Genomic DNA, 17,835 nt, shown 5'->3' with positions numbered 1-17,835 from the left:
GTAACTCATCGGGTCGACGCGCCCTCTCCGGCAGAATAGGGAACGGCCTGACCGCAGGAGCAGCCGAGCCGATCGAGCAGCGCGCAGAGCTTGGCGGCGTCGGCATCCGACAGCTTGGAGCCGACATGCTTTTCGATCGCGGCCGAATAGGCCGACCACATCCGCTTCTGCAGCTCGCGCCCCGCCTCCGTGATCTCCACGAATTGGCCGCGCTTGTCCATCTTGCATTCGCGCCGGACAACCAGGCCTTCATCGACGAGACGGTCGATCAGCCGCGAGGTTGAATATTGCGGCAGCAGCATCTGCCGTTCGAGCTCAACCGGCCGCAGCTCCCCGGTCGGCGCGCGGGACAGCTCCAGAAGCGCATCATACCAAGCGAGCGGCGGGAAACCGGCCTTTTTCAGCTCCTGCTCGACGGCGTCCAGCACCCGGCTCTGGACCCGCATCAGGCGGATCCAGGCGGCGGTCGCCTCGGTCGATGGTTTGCGTTTCATGGGCCGGCTCGTATTCTCGATGTCCTCGTTCTAGCGCATTCGATGCAGCTGCATCAATCTTGACTATTCCATGCAAGTGCATTTAAGGGCCGTGCGCGAGAGCCCGGTTCCACCAGGAAACAACGGTCTCACGGAGGGAATACAAGATGAAGCTTTATTATTCACCCGGCGCATGCTCGCTCTCACCCCATATCGCCCTGCTCGAGGCCGGCCTGCCCTACGACCTCGTGAAGGTCGATCTCCGCGCCAAGACCCTGGAAAATGGCGACGATTATCTTAAGGTCAATCCGAAGGGCCAGGTACCGGCCCTGGGGCTGCCGAGCGGCGACATCGTGACCGAGGGACCGGTCATCGTCCAGATCATCGCCGACCAGGCTGCGGACAAGCAGCTCGCTCCCGCGCGCAACAGCGGCGAGCGTTACAAGCTGCTGGAATGGCTGAACTTCATCACCTCGGAGCTGCACAAGAATTTCGGCCCGCTGTTCTCGCCGGTGCTCGCCGACGACGCCAAGGCGTTCTTCAAGGACCGCGTGATGGGCAAGTTCAAGTATATCGACAGCCAGCTCGCGGGGCGCGATTACCTGATGGGCAGCCAGTTCACGGTCGCCGACGGCTATCTGTTCACCATCCTGACCTGGGCCGACCGGATGAAGTTCGACCTGTCGGCGCTGCCGAACCTCGTCGCCTACAAAAACCGCGTCGCCGCCCGGCCGAAGGTGCAGGAGGCGCTGGCGAAGGAAGGGCTGATGCAGGCGCGGTGAGCTGGCCAGACCTTTAAGAAGCGATCATTCAGCCGCGAAGTCAGTAAACTCCCCTCCCCCTTGCGGGGAGGGGAGCGCACCGTCGATGCGGTGCTATCGAGACTTCATCAGGCAGGCCGCAATCGTCAGGCCGCCGCCTTCTTCGGCGGGAAGCGGCCGTAGAAGGTTTCGCCCTTGGCGGCCATTTCCTCCAGCAGCTTCGGCGGGGCGAAGCGCGAGCCGTATTTCGCCGTGAAGGTGTGGCACAGCTCGACGAACTTCTTTGTCCCCATGAAGTCGATATAGGACAGCGTGCCGCCGGTGAACGGCGCGAAGCCGAAGCCGAGGATCGAGCCGACATCGGCCTCGCGCACGTCGGTGATGACATGGTCCTCGACGGTGCGCGCGGCTTCCACCGCCTGCACCACCAGGAAGCGCTGCTTCAGCTCCTCGACATCCAGCGTATCCGGATCGAGATGCTTCGGCTGCAGCTTGGCCAGATCCGGCCACAGGCTCTTCTGACCCTTGCCCTTCTCGGGATAATCGTAGAAGCCCTTGCCGTTCTTGCGGCCGAAGCGGCCCTGCTTCTCGACCAGCTCGACCATCAGCTTCTTGTGGTCCTGGTTGATCGCGTTGGGCCCGAGATCGTGCTCGGTCGCCTTCATGATCTTCAGACCGAGGTCGAGCGCGACCTCGTCCGACAGCGACAGCGGTCCGACCGGCATGCCGGCCATCTTGGCGGCGTTCTCGATCAGCGCCGGCGGCACGCCTTCGAGGAACATCTCGTTGCCCTCGGCGATGTAGCGCATCACGCAGCGATTGGCGAAGAAGCCGCGGGAGTCGTTGACCACGATCGGGGTCTTACCGATGGTGCGGACATAGTCCAGCGCGGTCGCCAGCGCGACGTCGCCGGTCGCCTTGCCCATGATGATCTCGACCAGCATCATCTTCTCGACCGGCGAGAAGAAGTGGATGCCGATGAAGCGACCCTGGTCCTTGAACTCCTCGGCCAGCGAGGTGATCGGCAAGGTCGAGGTGTTGGAAGCGAAGATCGCGCCGTCCTTCAGATAGGCCTGTGCCTTGGCGTAGGTCTCGGCCTTGACCTTGCGGTCCTCGAACACGGCCTCGATCACGAGGTCGCAATCCTTCAACGCGGCGTAGTCGGCGGTCGCGGTGATGCGGCCCATGATCGCCTCGGCCTCGCTTGGCTTGGCGCGGCCCTTCTTGACCAGGCCGTCGATCACGCTCTGCGCATGCGCTTTGCCCTTGTCGGCGCTCTCCTGGTCGCGATCGATCAGCACGACATCGAGGCCGCCGCGGGCCGAGACGTAGCCGACGGAGGCGCCCATGAAGCCGGCGCCGATCACGGCGATCTTCTTGAGCTTGGTCGCCGGCACGTCCGCGGGGCGACGCGCGCCCTTGTTCAATTCCTGCATCGACAGGAACAGGCTGCGGATCATGGCCGCGGCTTCCTTCGAGCGCAGGATCTTGGTGAAGTAGCGCGATTCGACGCGCAGCGCGGCGTCGATCGGCAACTGCAGGCCTTCATAGACGCAGCTCATGATGGCGCGCGCCGCCGGATAATTGTCGTAGGTCTCGCGGCGGTAGATGGCGTTGCCGGCCGGGAACATCATCATGCCGTTCTTGGAGAACACCGGGCCGCCGGGCAGCTTGAAGCCCTTCTCGTCCCACGGCTGAACCGCCTTGCCGCCGCCCTTGATCCAGTCCTTGGCCGCCTTGATGAGATCCGCCGCCGGCACGATCGCGTCGACCAGCTTCAGCGCCTTGGCCTTGTCGAGCGTGAGCGCCTCGCCCTTCAACAGCAGGTTCATGGCGTCCTGCGGCTGCACGATGCGCGGCACGCGCTGGGTGCCACCGGCGCCGGGGAACAGGCCGACCTTGATCTCGGGCAGGCCGAGCCGCGTCTTCGGATTCTCGGCCGCAACGCGGTAGTGGCACGACAGGGTGATCTCGAAGCCGCCGCCGAGCGCGAGGCCGTTGATCGCGGCGACCCACGGCTTGCCGGACGTTTCCATCGCCCGGTTGATCTGCGAGAAGCGCCGGCTGGTGTCGAACAGCATCTGGTTGGCGGCTTCCTCGCCCTTGCTCTTCAGCACGTCGGCATAGAGGCGGTTCATGCCCTCGAGCATCGACAGATCGGCGCCGGCGCAGAACGCCTCCTTGGCCGAGGTGATGACGACGCCCTTGATGGCGGCATCGGCGGTGGTTTCCTTCACGAGAGCCTCGAGCTCATTCGTCGAGGTCTCGTCGAGCACGTTCATCGAACGGCCCGGAATGTCCCAGGTGATCAGCGCAATGCCGTCGGCATCGGTTTCCAGTTTGAAGTTCTTGAAGGCCATGTGGTGCTCCCTCGGTGCCAGCAGCCGGTCGGCGCGGCGTTGTCCTGTATTCGTAGGGTGGGCAAAGGCGCCCTTGCGCCGTGCCCACCCACAGTGTGGATGAAGAAGGCGGTGGGCACGCTTCGCTTGGCCCACCCTACGTTTGTTCGTTGCGCGTCATTGCGAGGAGTGAAGCGACGAAGCATTCCAGGGCTCGGGTCGGACTCTGGATTGCTTCCGCCTACGCCCAAGATGGCTTCGGCGGACGCGTCGCTTCGCTCGCAATGACGGCTTAGACCCGCTCGATGATGGTCGCGGTGCCCATGCCGCCGCCGATGCACAGCGTGACAAGCGCAGTCGCCTTGCCGGTGCGCTCGAGTTCGTCGAGCACGGTGCCGAGGATCATCGCGCCGGTGGCGCCCAGGGGATGGCCGAGCGCGATGGCGCCGCCATTGACGTTGATCTTGTCCTTGTCGATTTCGAACGCCTGCATGTAGCGCAGCACGACCGAGGCGAACGCCTCGTTCAGCTCGAACAGGTCGATGTCCGACGCCTTCATGCCGGTGCGCGCGAACAGCTTCTCGGTGACGTCGACCGGGCCGGTCAGCATCATCGCCGGCTCGGAGCCGATATTGGTGAAGGCACGGATTTTCGCACGCGGCTTCAGGCCGTATTTCTCGCCCGCCTCCTTGCTGCCGAGCAGCACCGCGCCGGCGCCGTCGACGATGCCGGAGGAGTTGCCGGCGTGATGCACGTAGTTGACGCGCTCGATCTCCGGGTGCGACTGGATCGCGACCGCGTCGAAGCCGCCCATCTGCGCCATCGCCGCGAAGGACGGCTGCAGCTGCGCCAGCGACTGCATCGTCGTCGACGGGCGCATGTGCTCGTCCTTGGCCAGGATGGTCAGGCCGTTGATGTCCTTGACCGGCACGACGGATTTGTCGAAGCGGCCCTCTTCCCAGGACTTGGCGGCGCGCTGCTGGCTCTGCACCGCATAGGCGTCGACGTCGTCGCGCGAGAAGCCGTATTTGGTCGCGATCAGGTCGGCCGAGACGCCCTGCGGCATGAAATAGGCTGGCACCGCCATCGACGGATCCATCGGCCAGGCGCCGCCGGAGGCGCCGATGCCGACGCGGCTCATCGATTCCGCACCGCCGCCAATGACGAGCTCATGCTGGCCGCTCATGATCTGCGCGGCCGCGAAGTTGACGGCATCGAGGCCGGAGGCGCAGAACCGGCTGATCTGCACGCCCGGGACGGCCTCGCCAAGGCCGGCATTGAGCGCGGCGAAACGGGCGATGTCGGAGCCGGCCTCGCCGACGGGGTCGACGACGCCGAGCACGACGTCATCGACGGCATCTTCCGGAATGTTGTTGCGGTCCTTGAGCGCCTTCAAGGGCACGGTGGCGAGCGCGAGCGCGGTCACCTCATGCAGCGCGCCGTCGGCTTTGCCGCGGCCGCGGGGAGTCCGTACGTGGTCATAGATAAAGGCCTCAGGCATCACGCCCTCCTCATCTGGTCATCTTCATGTGTTGTCAGTAGCGACGAGGGCCGGCGCGCGACGCACCGGCTCTCGTCTCGTCCTCAGAAGGCTTCCGCCGGCAGTTCCATCACAGTCGCGCAGCCGGCCTGCAGGCGGGCGAGATGCGCCGCCGTCTCGGGCAGGATGCGCTCCATGAAGAAGCGGCCCGTCACCAGCTTGGTGGTCAGATAGGTCGAGCTGTCACCCGCGGCAATCTTGTCCTGCGCCACCTTGGCCATCTTCGCCCACATGTAGCCGAAGGTGACCAGCGCAAAGAGATGCATGTAGTCGGTCGCGGCGGCGCCGGCATTGTCCGGCTTGGTCATCGCGTTCTGCATCAGCCAGGTGGTGGCCTGCTGCAGATGGCCGAGCGCGGTCGACAGCGGCGCGACGAACGGCTTCATCGCATCATGGCCGCCCTGCTCCTTGGCGAAGCTGCCGACCTCGTTGAAGAACGCCATCACGGCGCGGCCGCCGTCGCGCGGCAGCTTGCGGCCGACGAGGTCGAGCGCTTGGATGCCGTTGGCGCCCTCGTAGATCATGGCGATGCGCGCATCGCGCACGAACTGCTCCATGCCCCATTCGGCGATGTAGCCGTGGCCGCCATACATCTGCTGCGCGGCGACCGCATTGGCGAAGCCCATGTCGGTCATGTAGCCCTTCATGACCGGGGTCATCAGACCCATATGGTCGTCGGCGGCCTGGCGGTCCTTCGGATCCTGCGAGCGGTGGGCGACGTCGCTCTTCAGCGAGGTCCACACCACCATGGCGCGCGCGGCCTCGTTGAAGGCGCGGATCGACAGCAGCGTGCGGCGCACGTCGGGATGCACGATGATCGGATCGGCGGCCTTGTCCGGCGCCTTGGGCCCGGTCAGCGAACGGCCCTGGATACGCTCACGCGCATAGGCGACCGCGTTCTGATAGGCGACCTCGGACTGCGCGAGCCCCTGCACGGCGACGCCGAGCCGGGCCTCGTTCATCATCACGAACATGCCCTGCATGCCCTTGTTCTCTTCGCCGATCAGCCAGCCGGTGGCATTGTCGTAGTTCATCACACAGGTCGAATTGCCGTGGATGCCCATCTTGTGCTCGATCGAGCCGCAGGTCACGCCGTTGCGCTGCCCCACGCTGCCGTCCGGATTGACCAGGAATTTCGGCACCACGAACAGCGACACGCCCTTGATGCCCGCCGGCGCACCCTCGATGCGGGCGAGCACGAGATGGATGATGTTGTCGGCGAGATCATGCTCACCGGCGGAGATGAAGATCTTGGTGCCGGAGATCTTGAAGCTGCCGTCGGCCTGGCGCACCGCCTTGGTGCGCAGCAGGCCGAGATCGGTGCCGCAATGCGGTTCGGTCAGGTTCATGGTGCCGGTCCATTCGCCCGCCACCATCTTCGGCACGTAGGTCTTCTTCTGCTCCTCGCTGCCATGCACGATCAGCGCCGCGGTCGCACCCATGGTGAGGCCGCCATACATCGAGAACGCCATGTTGGCGGAGCACTGGAATTCGTTGACCGTCTGGCTCAGCGTCACCGGCAGGCCCTGGCCGCCATATTCGGTCGGCGCCGACAGGCCGAGCCAGCCGCCCTCGGCGACCTGCTTATAGGCCTCCTTGAAGCCCTTCGGCGTGGTGACGCTGCCGTCATCGTGACGCTTGCAGCCTTCGAGATCGCCGACGCGATTGAGCGGTTGCAGCACCTCCTCGGCGAGCTTGGCGGCTTCGCCGATGATCGCCTCGCGGACGTCGGCCGAGGCATCGGAGAAGCCCGGCAGATTGTCGTAGCGATCGATCTGGAACACATCGTTGAGCAGGAAGGTCACATCTTCCACGGGGGCTTTGTAGATGGGCATCGGCGTCTCCGGCAGGAAGGCTGAAGTTTCAGACGGAATGTTTGGCGGACGCGGCGGGCAATGCAGGCCGCGGACTGTAGCGAGTTCTAAGGGCTTACGGCAGCCGTAGCTTTGCGGCCGGTGGTCGCGTCACGATGGTTTGTTCATGGCGGCGAGCTGTTCGCCCATCAGGCGGTGCAGCAGATTGATCGCCTTGAGCGGGCGCACCATGACCTTGAAATGCGTGATCAGACCAGCGTCATCGAAGGTGATGATGTCGACTCCGTTGAGCTTGATGCCTTCGATCTCATTCTCGAATTCGAGCACGGCGCCCGTGGCGTTACGCCACTCCCCGACATACTTGAAGCCGGGACCGCCTAAGACTTTCTCTGCACTCGCGAGATATTTGAAGGTGATGTCGCGGCCGCGCTGCGGGGTATGCACGACGGGACTTTCGAACACGGCGTCCGGGTGCAAGAGCTCCCACAACCCGCCGAGATCGTGAGACCTCATATAGCCGTACCATCCGTCGAGGCCGGTCTTTGTCATTGGGCGTCTCCTCGGGGTGGAACAGGCCAGCACCACAACCACCCCATATGCACATTGACGCATATGCGTCAGTGTGCATAATGTCAAGCGTGGAACGGGGCAGACAACGATCAGAAAAACGGGAGCAGTTTCCGGCCATGGCCCTCGGCGACGCCATCCTTGCCTGCCTCACCGAACATCCCATGACGGGCTACGAGCTCGCCAAGACCTTCGATTCCTCGATCGGGTTCTTCTGGAAGACCGACCATCAGCAGATCTATCGCGAATTGTCGCGACTGCGCGATCGCGGCTATATCCAGGGCCGCGAGGTGGTGCAGACCGGCAAGCCGAACAAGCTCGTCTACACGCTGACGCCCGAAGGGCGCGCAGCCTTCCGCAGCTGGGCGGCACGGCCGAGTACGCCGGCCTCGGTCAAGGACGATCTCCTGGTTCGTCTCTATGCGCTGGGCGCGGCCGACATCGCGCCGATCCGGGCCGATCTGATGGCGCGGCTCGAACATCATCGCGACCGCGCCGAGCGCTACGATCGCATCCTCAAGAAGCATTATGCGGACGGCAGCGTTGCGCCGGCCGACATGGGCAAGCTGCTCAATCTGCGCCTCGGGCTGCGTCACGAGCGCATGGTGGCGGAATGGTGCGAGGAGGCGATCACCGCCCTGTCGGCCATCTCCAACAGCGGCAGCGTGCGGCCGCTCGATCCCCCGTCACGGGAAACTGCGGGCTGATGCGCGGGGCTTACGTGCGCCTGCAAAACTTATGACGGCGACGATGGTAAACTTAACCCGATATTTACCGTAAAAGCCAAAAGTCCGGACCTGGAGCAGACGATCTGCGCGGTTCCGTTCATCTTCTAATCCGGGACGCGTGGGGAGGCTGGAGGCGCTGGGTGGAGCGCTGGAAGCGGAACCGGACGAGACATGAATTCGCGCGTACCGTGGAGTAATGAAGGCATCGACCCAACCGTCCGCGAGAGGGCCGAGGCCGCGGCGCAGCGCGCCGGGATGACGCTGAACGACTGGATCAACTCCACGCTCGGCGCATCTGCTCCGCCCGATTTCCGCAGCAGCTATCCGCCGCGCGCCACGCCGCCGGCGAATCGCGATGCCCGTGAAGTCACCGACATTCATCAGCGGCTCGACTCCATCGCCCGTCAGATCGAGCAGATGTCGCGCCCGGTCGCGCGCAAGGACACGCCCCGCGACGAGCAGGGCGTCGCCCGTCAGCTCAACGAGGCCATTTCCCGGCTCGATGCCCGCCTGTCGCAGATCTCGACGCCGCTGCGCAAATCGGCCACCGAGGAGCGCTATCGCGGACCGGACGGCGTGGAGCGCGCGGCGTCGCAGCTCTATCGCCCGGCTCAACCATTGAACCCCGGCGCGTTCGACATCGCCGTCGCCGAGATCAGCGCCCGGCAGAGCGAGCTCGACAATGCGCGCGCCCTGCCGTCGCATCAGGCGCCGCCGACCGTTCCCACGATGACTCCCGCCGCGGCACCGTTGATGACGCCACCGCCGGCCGCCGCGCCCGGCCCGGATTTTTCGCAGCTCGAACGCCACCTCCTCAAGATCACGAGCCAGATCGAGTCGCTGCAGCGGCCTGAGGACGGCATCGAACAGTCGATCGCCGGCTTCCGCAACGACCTCGCCGAGATCCGCCACGCCATCACCGAGGCAATGCCGCGGCGCGCGATCGAATCGCTCGAGAACGAGATCCGCTCGCTGTCGCGCCGCATCGACGAGAACCGCCAGAGCGGCGTCGACGGCCATGCGCTGGCCGGCATCGAACGCGCGCTGACCGACATTCGCGAGGTCGTGGGCTCGCTGAAGCCGGCCGAGCAGCTCGCGGTCTATGACGAGGCGATTCGCAATCTCGGGACCAAGCTCGATCTGATCCTGCGCGCCAATGACGACCCCGGCACGGTGCAGCAGCTCGAAAGCGCGATCACTGCCTTGCGCGCGATCGTGGCCAACGTCGCCTCCAACGATGCGCTGGAGCGGCTCTCTGACGATCTGCGGCAATTGTCCTCGAAGGTCGACCAGGTCACGCAGGCCCGCGACACGCACGACTCCTTCCACGATTCGTTTGCGGCGCTCGAGCAGCGCATCGCGGCACTGACCTCGACCTTGGAGAATCGCGAGCGGCCCGCCGCGGCGCCTGACAATTCCGCCCAGATCGAGGACGCGCTGCGCGGCCTGTCGGACCGCATCGACCGGCTGCAGGTCGGCAATGACGGCTCGTCGGCGATCACCCATCTCGAGCAGCGGATCAGCTTCCTGCTCGAGCGGCTCGAGGCGGCCAACGATCCGCGCGGCGGCAATATGACCCGCGTCGAGGACGGGCTGCAGGACATCCTGCGCTATCTGGAGCGTCAGCAGGCGACCTTTGCCGCACTCGCCGAGAGCAGGTCGCAACGCGAGACGTCGCAGGACGGCGGCCTGATCGACGTCGTCAAGCGCGAGCTGTCGGATATCCGCTTCAGCCAGACCGAAACCGATCGCAACACCCAGGACTCGCTGGAAGCGGTCCACAATACGCTCGGCCACGTCGTCGACCGGCTCGCCATGATCGAGGGTGATCTGCGCAATGTGCGCGCGACCTCGAGCCAACCCGCCGCCATTCTGGCTCCCCCGATCGAGGCGCCGATGCCGGCGGCGCGCGCGCCTGCGCCGCAGACCTATGCCGAGCCGGCCCGGCCCGAACCGGCTTATCGGCCCGAACTGCCGAACCCGGCGACCGAGCAGCCTTCGGCGCAGATCGTGAGCCCGGCTGCCAACCAAGCGGCCTTCGCGGCAGCGCCGCGCGACTTCCATGCGGCGGCCGCCCCGGCCGCGCCTCCACCGCCGATCCCGCCCAAGGCGATCGCCGAGATCCTGGAGCCCCACGCGGCCCAGGCGGCGCGCCCGACCCCCATCGTCCCCGAATTGCCGCCGGATCATCCGCTGGAGCCCGGTACGCGTCCGCTCGGCCGCACCGCCTCCCCTGCGGAACGGATCGCGGCCTCCGAGGATGCGCTCAGCGAGCTTCCGGCCGGCAAGCGCGAACCGGTTTCGACCTCGAGCTTCATCGCGGCGGCCCGCCGGGCCGCCCAGGCGGCAGCCGCAGCCCAGCCGGTCGACGCGAAGAAGGCGGACAAGGCCAAGAAGGACAAGCCGAAGGCCAAGGAGCCCCCCAAGGAAGCCGTCAAGGACATTCCAAAGGAAGCTGCAAAGGCCAAGATCAAGGACAAGCCGACGGTCGCCCTCACGGCTGAAGGCGACGAGGAGGTCTCGACGATCGGATCGAAGATCCGCTCGCTGCTGGTCGGCGCCAGCGTCGTCGTGATCGTGCTCGGCACCTTCAAATTCGCGATGTCGCTGCTCGACTCCGGCAGCACGCCACCGCCGATCACCCCGATGGAGAGCCAAGGTGAGGCGCCGCGCGCACAGATGCCGTCGGCGACACCGAGCCTCTCGCCGCGGCCGGCGACACCGGATCAGAGCGTCCCGTCATTGACCTCGCCGACGCCGATGGACCGTCAGTCCTACAACAGGTCGATGCCGACCGAGGCCGAGACCATCGCGATGCTCGCGATCCCGCAGGATACCGACAAGCAGGCAGCCGCTGCCGCCGCGCCCGACGTCACCGGCACGGTGCCGACCGCGGCCAACGGCCAGAAGCTCGGCCTCGTGCAGGTGCCGACGTCCGAGAAGCTGCCCGACGGCATCGGCGGGCTGGCGCTGCGCAATTCCGCCCTGAAGGGCGACCCGACGGCGGCCTACGAGGTCGGCGTGCGCTTCGCCGAAGGCAAGGGCATCGCCGCGAACTACGAGGAAGCGGCGAAATGGTATGACCGCGCCGCGCAGGCCGGGCTCATCCCGGCGGTGTTTCGTCTCGGCACCTTCTACGAGAAGGGCCTCGGCGTGAAGAAGGACGCCGACATCGCGCGCCGCTATTATGTCGTCGCCGCCGAACGCGGCAACGCCAAGGCGATGCATAATCTCGCGGTGCTCGACGCCGATGGCGGCGGCAAGGGCGCGAACTATAAGAGCGCGTCGCAGTGGTTCCGCAAGGCGGCCGAGCGCGGCGTGGCTGACAGCCAGTACAATCTCGGCATTCTCTATGCCCGCGGCATCGGGGTCGAACAGAACCTCGCTGAATCCTACAAATGGTTCAGCCTCGCGGCGGCACAGGGCGATGCCGATGCCGGCCGCAAGCGCGACGATGTCGCCAAGCGGCTCGATGCCCAGTCGCTCGCCGCGGCGAAGCTCGCGATCCAGACCTTCACCGTCGAGCCGCAGCCGGACGACGCGGTCAATGTGCCGGCGCCCGCCGGTGGCTGGGACGGCGCCCAGACCATCGCCAGGGCGGCGGCTGCCAAGGCCGCCATGGCGAAGCGGACCGCAGCAGCGGCGCCACGCTGAGCGCCGTGCTCCGAGCCGCCGCCGGACATTGGGATGAAGACCGCCCGGCCGGGCGGCAAGATTCTGAACGCCCGCGCTCGCCCGCCATAGTGTCGCGCCGCCCATCCGTATAGCTAGGTGGGCGGACCATCATGGGGCGCCCGAGGGAGTGCGAGCGTGTCGGCCGAAGACGGACAGCAGGACGGGGCGCGCTTCCGGCAGTCGCCGACGGGTCCCCGCGTTGCGCCGCGGCCGGCCTCGACGGTGACCTCCGCTCCTCCGCCGCAGCCGCCGGACATGACCGACCGCCTTCCGTCAGGGGTCCGGTGGCGGCGGATCGGCTCGGTGATCTTCTTCGTCGCCATCGTGCTCGGCACCGGCATTTGCGCCTATCGCGACCTGTCGCGTCCCGATGCCTGGTCGTTCTGGAAGGATCAGTATGTGTCGCCCAGCCTGTCGTCGCGACTGATCGCCGACGCCGCGATTCCCGGACTGGCGCCAAAGCGCGCCGTGCTCGCTGTTCGCGGCAGCATCGGTCCTGCGGCGGCGGGCTGGCTGCGCGCGCGCATCGACGAAGCGCAGCTGAAGCCCGGCGACATCGTGCTGCTGGCCTCGCCCGGCGGCAGTCTCGACCAGGGCGTGCTGATGGGCGAGATCCTGCGCGCTCATGGCCTCGCCACCGCCGTGGGGGCCGTGGACGATGCCGGCCGGATTCGCCCCGCCACCTGCGCCAGCGCCTGCGTTTTCGCCTTTGCCGGTGGCCAGACCCGGTACGGCCTCGATGGCTCGGCACTCGGCGTGCACCGGTTCACGTCCGCCGCCCAGGGCGAGGACGCCGTGGCCGATACGCAGCGCGTGACCGGCGCAATCCTCGGCTACATGACGCGGATGGGGGTCTCATCCCAGGTGATCGAGGCCATGTCGCAGACTCGCGAGATCCGCTGGCTCGACCCGAAGGACGCGGAGGCGATGAAACTGGTCAGCGTCCAGCTCAAGCCTCTGTGATCGCCGGCCGTCATCGGTCAATATACTCCATAAAATCAGATGCTTAGGATGTCGCTGGGTGATGAGCAGCGGCCGGAACATCTCTTGACGTATTGAAAAACACGTTTAATAAACATCAATAATAAACGCGTTTATGATTGTTTGGAGATGGCATGGCCCGGCCCGCGCTCACACCGGACGAACTCGACAGCACAAGGCGCCGCATCCTGGCGGAAACCGCGGCGATCGTTGCCAGCGAGGGCTATGCGGCGCTGTCGATGCGCCGCATCGCCAGCGCGATCGGACTGACGGCGGGAGCCCTCTATCGCTATTTTCCGACCAAGCAGCACGTGCTGATGGCCCTCTGGTCGGATGCCATTGCCGAGCTCGACGCCCGGATCGTCGCCATGGACGCCGCTCATGACCACGATGTCGATGCGATTGCCGGCATACTGAGGGCCTATGCGGAATTCGCCCTCGCCGATCCCGCCCGCTTCAGGCTGATGTTCCTCGAAAACGATCTCGGGCAGTTCGACGAACTCGCGCGCGAGCAGGACTTCTTCGCCTCCTATCTGCGGCTGCAGGCGCGCGTCGAGCAGGCGATCCGCGCCGGAGCGTTGCAGGCGATGCCGGCAGAGGCTGCGACGCAACTGCTGTGGGGCAGCGTCCACGGCATCGTCACGCTCGGGGTCACCGTCAACCAGATCGATTTCGGCGACCTGCTTCGGCTGGCCGCTACCGCCGCGGACACGATGCTCCGCGGCTTGTCTGTCCCTCCCTCAACGACGAGGTAAACTCCCCATGACGTTCAGTCGGCACGCGCCTTCAGGCGCCACCCTGTTGCTTGCCCTGTTCACACTGGCGGCCTGTCAAGAGCCGCCGCCGGCCGCTGAAAAGCCCCGCCCGGTCAGGACGGTCAAGGCAACGCCCATCGACGGCGGTGAAGAGATCACCCAGACCGGCGAGGTTCGTCCCCATGTCGAGACCGATCTCGGTTTCCGGATCGACGGGCGCGTCACCTCCCGCCAGGTCGAGATCGGAGCCAGCGTGCAGAAGGGCGAGTTGCTCGCCACGCTCGACGATACCAACGTCGCCAACGAGCTGCGTGCGGCGGAAGCGGATCTTGCCAGCGCCACGGCAGCGGAAAGCCTGGCGAAGACCACGCTGGAACGACAGCAGATCCTGCTCGACAAGCAGATCGTCGCCCAGGTCCGGGTCGATGAGGCCGACGCGAATTGGCGCTCGGCCAAGGCGCGCCTCGACGCGGCCGCCTCCGCGCTCGCCAATGCCAAGGCGCGGCTGAGCTACACGCGGCTGCTCGCGCCGGAGACCGGCGTGATCACCGCCATCGGCGCCAATGCGGGGCAAGTCGTGCCCGCCGGCCAGATGGTGGTCCGGCTTGCCTCGTCGCGCGAGCGCGACGCGGTGTTCAACGTCGCCGAAAGTGTGATCAACAACGCGCCGCCCGATATCGAGGTGAAGGTCACGCTCGTGTCCGATCCATCGGTGGTGTTGAGCGGACGCGTGCGCGACGTGAGCCCGACCGCCGATCCCTCGACCCGGACCTACCGCGTCCGCGTTGCCCTCCCCGACACGCCGCCGCTGTCCTATGGCGCCGTCGTGACCGGCTCGGTGCGCTATCTGGCCGGGCGCAGCATCGCATTGCCCGCCTCGGCGCTGACCGCTGAGAACGGACAACCGGCGGTCTATGTCGTCGAGCCGCGCAGCAAGACGCTCAAGCGCAAGCCGGTGACCGTCAGCCGCTACACGGCTTCGACCATCTACGTCACCTCCGGGCTTGCGGCCGGCGACGACATCGTCACCGCCGGCGTCAGCAAGCTGCGTCCCGACCAGATTGTCGCCTTTGATGGAGATGTGAAATGAGCGCGCCCGACACCCACTCCGGTCACGGCTCCGGCTTCAACCTCTCGGCCTGGGCGCTGCGCCAATCATCCCTCGTCATCTTCATGATGATCGTGGTGCTGCTGGCCGGCGCGTGGAGCTACACTAAGCTGACACGCAACGAGGACCCGCCCTTCACGATCAAGACCATGGTGGTGTCGGTGATCTGGCCCGGCGCCACCGTCGCGGACACGACCAACCTCGTCACCGACCGCATCGAGCAGAAGCTCGAAGAGACGCCCTATCTCGATCGGCTCGACAGCTATACGCGCGCCGGCGAGTCCGTGATCATGGTGAACCTGCGCGACGATACGCCTCCGCAGGCCGTCTCGGACGTCTGGTACCAGGTGCGCAAGAAGGTCGGCGACATCGCCCCGATGCTGCCGTCAGGCGTGCGCGGCCCGTTCTTCAACGATGAGTTCGGCGATACGTTCGGCATCATCTATGGCTTCACGGCCGAAGGCTTCTCCGATCGCGAGCTGCGCGACCGGCTGGACACGATCCGCGCCGAGGTGCTGCGCGTCAAGGATGTCGGCAAGGTCCAGCTGCTCGGCGTGCAGGAAGAGCAGATCGCGGTCGAATTCTCGCCACGCAAGCTCGCCGCCTTCGGCCTTAATGCGCAGCAGGTGATGAACGCGCTGGCGGCGCAGAACGCGGTGCAGCCGGCCGGCGTCACCCGCACCGGCGAGGAGAAGATCGCACTGCGCGTCAGTGGCGCGTTCGCCTCGGAGGCGAGCCTTCGGGCGGTGACCCTGCACGTCGCGCAGCGCTACGTGCCGCTGACCGACATCGCCACGATCAGCCGCATTCCAGTCGACCCGCCGGCGGCCGCGTTCCGCGTCAATGGCGAGAAGGCGCTCGGCCTCGCGATCTCGATGGCGCCGACTGGCAATCTCTCCGAATTCGGCGCGGCGGTCCGCGAGCGCATGACCGAGATCGGCGCCCGCCTGCCGCACGGTATCGACATGGTGGCGGTCGCCGATCAGTCGAGCGTCGTGAAGGATGCGATCTTCGGCTTCCTCAAGGTGCTGGTCGAGGCGATTGCGATCGTGCTCGCGGTGTCGTTCCTGTCGCTCGGCGCGCGCGCCGGCCTGGTCGTGACCTTCTCCATTCCGCTGGTGCTCGCAATGACCTTTGTCGGCATGGAGCTCGCCGGCATCGGGCTGCAGCGCATCTCGCTCGGCGCCCTGATCATCGCGCTCGGCCTCTTGGTCGACGACGCCATGATCACCGTGGAGGCGATGGTGTCGCGGCTGGAGGCCGGCTGGGATCGCGCCCGCGCAGCGTCCTATGCCTACGACTCCACCGCCTTTCCGATGCTCACGGGGACGCTCGTGATGATCGCGGGCTTCATTCCGGTCGGCTTCGCCGCCTCCAGCGCCGGCGAATACTGCTTCTCGCTGTTCATGGTGGTGCTGATCTCGCTGTCGGCGTCATGGATCGTCGCGGTGCTGTTCTCGCCGATCATCGGCACCTGGATCCTGCCGAAGAGCATGGCCGCGCACGGCCATGAAGACGGCCGGATCGGACGCGCCTACAACCGGCTGCTCGAGCTCGTGCTGCGCCGGCCGGCCGCCACCATCATCGTCTCGCTGACGGCGCTTGTCGTCTCGGGCCTTGGCGCGATGCGGCTGGAGCAGCAGTTCTTTCCGCCGTCGGACCGGCCCGAGCTGCTGGTCAGCCTGACACTGCCGCAGAACGCCTCGTTCGAGGCAACCGATGTGCAGGCCAAGCGGCTCGAAGCCATGCTGAAGACGGATCCGGACATCGACCGCTTCTCGACCTATGTGGGCGCCGGCGCCATCCGCTTCTATTTGCCGATGGACGTGCTGCTCAGCAATGACAACGTGACTCAGATGGTGGTCGTGGCCAGGGATCTGGATGCCCGCGACCGGGTGAAGGCCAGGCTCGATGCCGCGTTCCGCACCGAGTTCGCCGACCTGATCACCCGCGCCAACCCGCTCGAATTGGGGCCGCCGGTCGGCTGGCCGCTGAAATATCGTGTCACCGGCCCCGATGTCGGCAAGGTGCGCGAGATCGCCATGCAGCTTGCGAACATCGTGGCCGGCAATGCCGAGACACGCGACGTCAATCTGAGCGCCGGCGAGCCGCAGAAGAGCGTCGAGGTCAAGGTCCGCCAGACCGAAGCGCGCGCCGTCGGCCTGTCGTCGCAGGACGTCGCTGCCGCGCTCGCCACGATCTTCTCCGGCAGCCCGGTCACGACGGTCCGCGACGCCAACCGGCTGGTCGACGTCGTCGTCCGCTCCGCTGGGCTCGAGCGCAACGATCTGGCGACCGTGGCCAATCTGCAGATCACCGGCCCCGACGGCGCGGCGATCCCGCTGCGCCAGATCGCTGACGTCGCCTATGGCGTCGAGGAGCCGATCATCTGGCGCCGGCAGCGGCTGCCGATCATCACCGTGCAGGCCGACGTCGACGCAGCCGTCCAGCCCGCCACCGTCTCGGAGGCGCTTTCGCCTGCCGTGGCCAAGTTCGCGGCGGGGCTGCCGGACGGCTATCGCATCGCCGAGGGCGGCGTGGTCGAAGAGGCGGCCAAGGGCAATGCGTCGATCTTCGCCGTCATCCCCTTGATGCTGCTGGTCATGGTGTCGCTGCTGATGGTCCAGCTGCGCAGCTTCTCGCGGACCGGCATTGCGCTGGCCATGGCACCGTTCGGCTTGATCGGCGTGGTCGGCGCGATGCTGCCGACCGGCACCGCGATGGGCTTCGTCGCCCAGCTCGGGGTCATCGCGCTTGCCGGCATGATCATCCGCAACGCCGTGATCCTGATCGAGGAGGCGGACATCAATGTCGCAGGCGGCATGGCCACCGATGACGCCATCAAGGCGGCCGCAAGGCACCGCGCGCGACCGATCCTGCTGACGGCGCTCGCCGCCATCCTCGGCATGATCCCGATCGCGCCGCAGGTGTTCTGGGGACCGATGGCCTTTGCGATCATCGGCGGACTGGCAGCAGCGACCTTGCTGACCCTGACCCTGCTGCCGGTGATCCTCTCGCTGCTGTTTGCGGCCGAAGCCCGCCGCCAGGAGGGCGCAGACCGGGCCGCCGCGCCGTCGGGACAGGCCGTCTGACC

At 66.4% G+C, this 17,835-nt stretch carries 12 protein-coding genes; 7 read left to right on the top strand and 5 right to left on the bottom strand.

Annotation, left to right across the window (positions count from 1 at the left end; genetic code table 11):
• Positions 1-5: 5 nt before the first annotated feature.
• Positions 6-494: a MarR family winged helix-turn-helix transcriptional regulator gene (locus HL671_RS01050; RefSeq protein ID WP_012041132.1), complete on the bottom strand. Its 489-nt coding sequence runs from the start codon at positions 492-494 to the stop codon at positions 6-8.
• 146 nt (positions 495-640) lie between these two features.
• On the opposite strand from HL671_RS01050, the gene gstA reads away from it, so the two are divergent.
• Positions 641-1,255 carry a glutathione transferase GstA gene (gene gstA / locus HL671_RS01045; protein WP_012041131.1) on the top strand — a complete coding sequence of 205 codons (615 nt, stop codon included), beginning with the start codon at positions 641-643 and terminating at the stop codon, positions 1,253-1,255.
• 125 nt (positions 1,256-1,380) lie between these two features.
• On the opposite strand, the gene HL671_RS01040 is transcribed toward gstA, so the two are convergent.
• The 4 genes from HL671_RS01040 to HL671_RS01025 all read right to left on the bottom strand — a co-directional run bounded on the left by HL671_RS01040 (position 1,381) and on the right by HL671_RS01025 (position 7,476).
• The gene (locus HL671_RS01040; RefSeq protein ID WP_172235348.1) at positions 1,381-3,594 is read right to left on the bottom strand and encodes a 3-hydroxyacyl-CoA dehydrogenase NAD-binding domain-containing protein; all 2,214 of its coding nucleotides are present in this window, start codon (positions 3,592-3,594) and stop codon (positions 1,381-1,383) included.
• A 271-nt stretch (positions 3,595-3,865) separates the two neighbouring features.
• Complete coding sequence (locus HL671_RS01035) at positions 3,866-5,074, bottom strand: acetyl-CoA C-acetyltransferase (RefSeq protein ID WP_012041129.1); 1,209 nt, start codon at positions 5,072-5,074, stop codon at positions 3,866-3,868.
• Positions 5,075-5,157: 83 nt separating this feature from the next.
• The gene (locus HL671_RS01030) at positions 5,158-6,948 is read right to left on the bottom strand and encodes an acyl-CoA dehydrogenase C-terminal domain-containing protein (RefSeq protein ID WP_012041128.1); all 1,791 of its coding nucleotides are present in this window, start codon (positions 6,946-6,948) and stop codon (positions 5,158-5,160) included.
• A gap of 129 nt (positions 6,949-7,077) precedes the next feature.
• Positions 7,078-7,476 (bottom strand): nuclear transport factor 2 family protein, encoded by a 399-nt coding sequence (locus HL671_RS01025; RefSeq protein WP_012041127.1) that lies wholly within the window; start codon positions 7,474-7,476, stop codon positions 7,078-7,080.
• 137 nt (positions 7,477-7,613) lie between these two features.
• Between HL671_RS01025 and HL671_RS01020 the strand changes: the two genes are divergently transcribed.
• The 6 genes from HL671_RS01020 (at position 7,614) to HL671_RS00995 (ending at position 17,833) form a co-directional block, all read left to right on the top strand.
• Positions 7,614-8,201 (top strand): PadR family transcriptional regulator, encoded by a 588-nt coding sequence (locus tag HL671_RS01020; RefSeq protein WP_012041126.1) that lies wholly within the window; start codon positions 7,614-7,616, stop codon positions 8,199-8,201.
• Positions 8,202-8,393: 192 nt separating this feature from the next.
• Complete coding sequence (locus HL671_RS01015; protein ID WP_172235347.1) at positions 8,394-11,876, top strand: tetratricopeptide repeat protein; 3,483 nt, start codon at positions 8,394-8,396, stop codon at positions 11,874-11,876.
• 156 nt (positions 11,877-12,032) lie between these two features.
• Positions 12,033-12,860, top strand: a complete 828-nt coding sequence (locus HL671_RS01010) for a COG3904 family protein (RefSeq protein WP_172235346.1) — start codon at positions 12,033-12,035, stop codon at positions 12,858-12,860.
• A 152-nt stretch (positions 12,861-13,012) separates the two neighbouring features.
• On the top strand, positions 13,013-13,633 hold the full coding sequence (locus HL671_RS01005; RefSeq protein WP_012041123.1) for a TetR/AcrR family transcriptional regulator: 621 nt from the start codon (positions 13,013-13,015) through the stop codon (positions 13,631-13,633).
• Between the two features lie 7 nt (positions 13,634-13,640).
• A complete protein-coding gene (locus HL671_RS01000) occupies positions 13,641-14,723 on the top strand; it encodes an efflux RND transporter periplasmic adaptor subunit (protein WP_172235345.1) in 1,083 nt (360 codons plus the stop codon).
• Complete coding sequence (locus HL671_RS00995) at positions 14,720-17,833, top strand: efflux RND transporter permease subunit (protein WP_172235344.1); 3,114 nt, start codon at positions 14,720-14,722, stop codon at positions 17,831-17,833. Before HL671_RS01000 ends, HL671_RS00995 begins: the two co-directional genes overlap by 4 nt.
• Positions 17,834-17,835: the final 2 nt, after the last annotated feature.

The organism is Bradyrhizobium denitrificans, assembly GCF_013179005.1.
GTDB classification, from domain to species: Bacteria; Pseudomonadota; Alphaproteobacteria; order Rhizobiales; family Xanthobacteraceae; genus Bradyrhizobium; species Bradyrhizobium denitrificans.
Note: the sequence above shows the minus strand (reverse complement) of the source record. Positions and strands in the feature narration are given on the sequence as shown.

Coding starts and splice junctions, on each gene's coding strand:
- HL671_RS01050 (WP_012041132.1), bottom strand. CDS start 494: ATGAAACGCAAACCATCGACCGAGGCGACCGCCGCCTGGATCCGCCTG.
- gstA (WP_012041131.1), top strand. CDS start 641: ATGAAGCTTTATTATTCACCCGGCGCATGCTCGCTCTCACCCCATATC.
- HL671_RS01040 (WP_172235348.1), bottom strand. CDS start 3,594: ATGGCCTTCAAGAACTTCAAACTGGAAACCGATGCCGACGGCATTGCG.
- HL671_RS01035 (WP_012041129.1), bottom strand. CDS start 5,074: ATGCCTGAGGCCTTTATCTATGACCACGTACGGACTCCCCGCGGCCGC.
- HL671_RS01030 (WP_012041128.1), bottom strand. CDS start 6,948: ATGCCCATCTACAAAGCCCCCGTGGAAGATGTGACCTTCCTGCTCAAC.
- HL671_RS01025 (WP_012041127.1), bottom strand. CDS start 7,476: ATGACAAAGACCGGCCTCGACGGATGGTACGGCTATATGAGGTCTCAC.
- HL671_RS01020 (WP_012041126.1), top strand. CDS start 7,614: ATGGCCCTCGGCGACGCCATCCTTGCCTGCCTCACCGAACATCCCATG.
- HL671_RS01015 (WP_172235347.1), top strand. CDS start 8,394: ATGAATTCGCGCGTACCGTGGAGTAATGAAGGCATCGACCCAACCGTC.
- HL671_RS01005 (WP_012041123.1), top strand. CDS start 13,013: ATGGCCCGGCCCGCGCTCACACCGGACGAACTCGACAGCACAAGGCGC.
- HL671_RS01000 (WP_172235345.1), top strand. CDS start 13,641: ATGACGTTCAGTCGGCACGCGCCTTCAGGCGCCACCCTGTTGCTTGCC.
- HL671_RS00995 (WP_172235344.1), top strand. CDS start 14,720: ATGAGCGCGCCCGACACCCACTCCGGTCACGGCTCCGGCTTCAACCTC.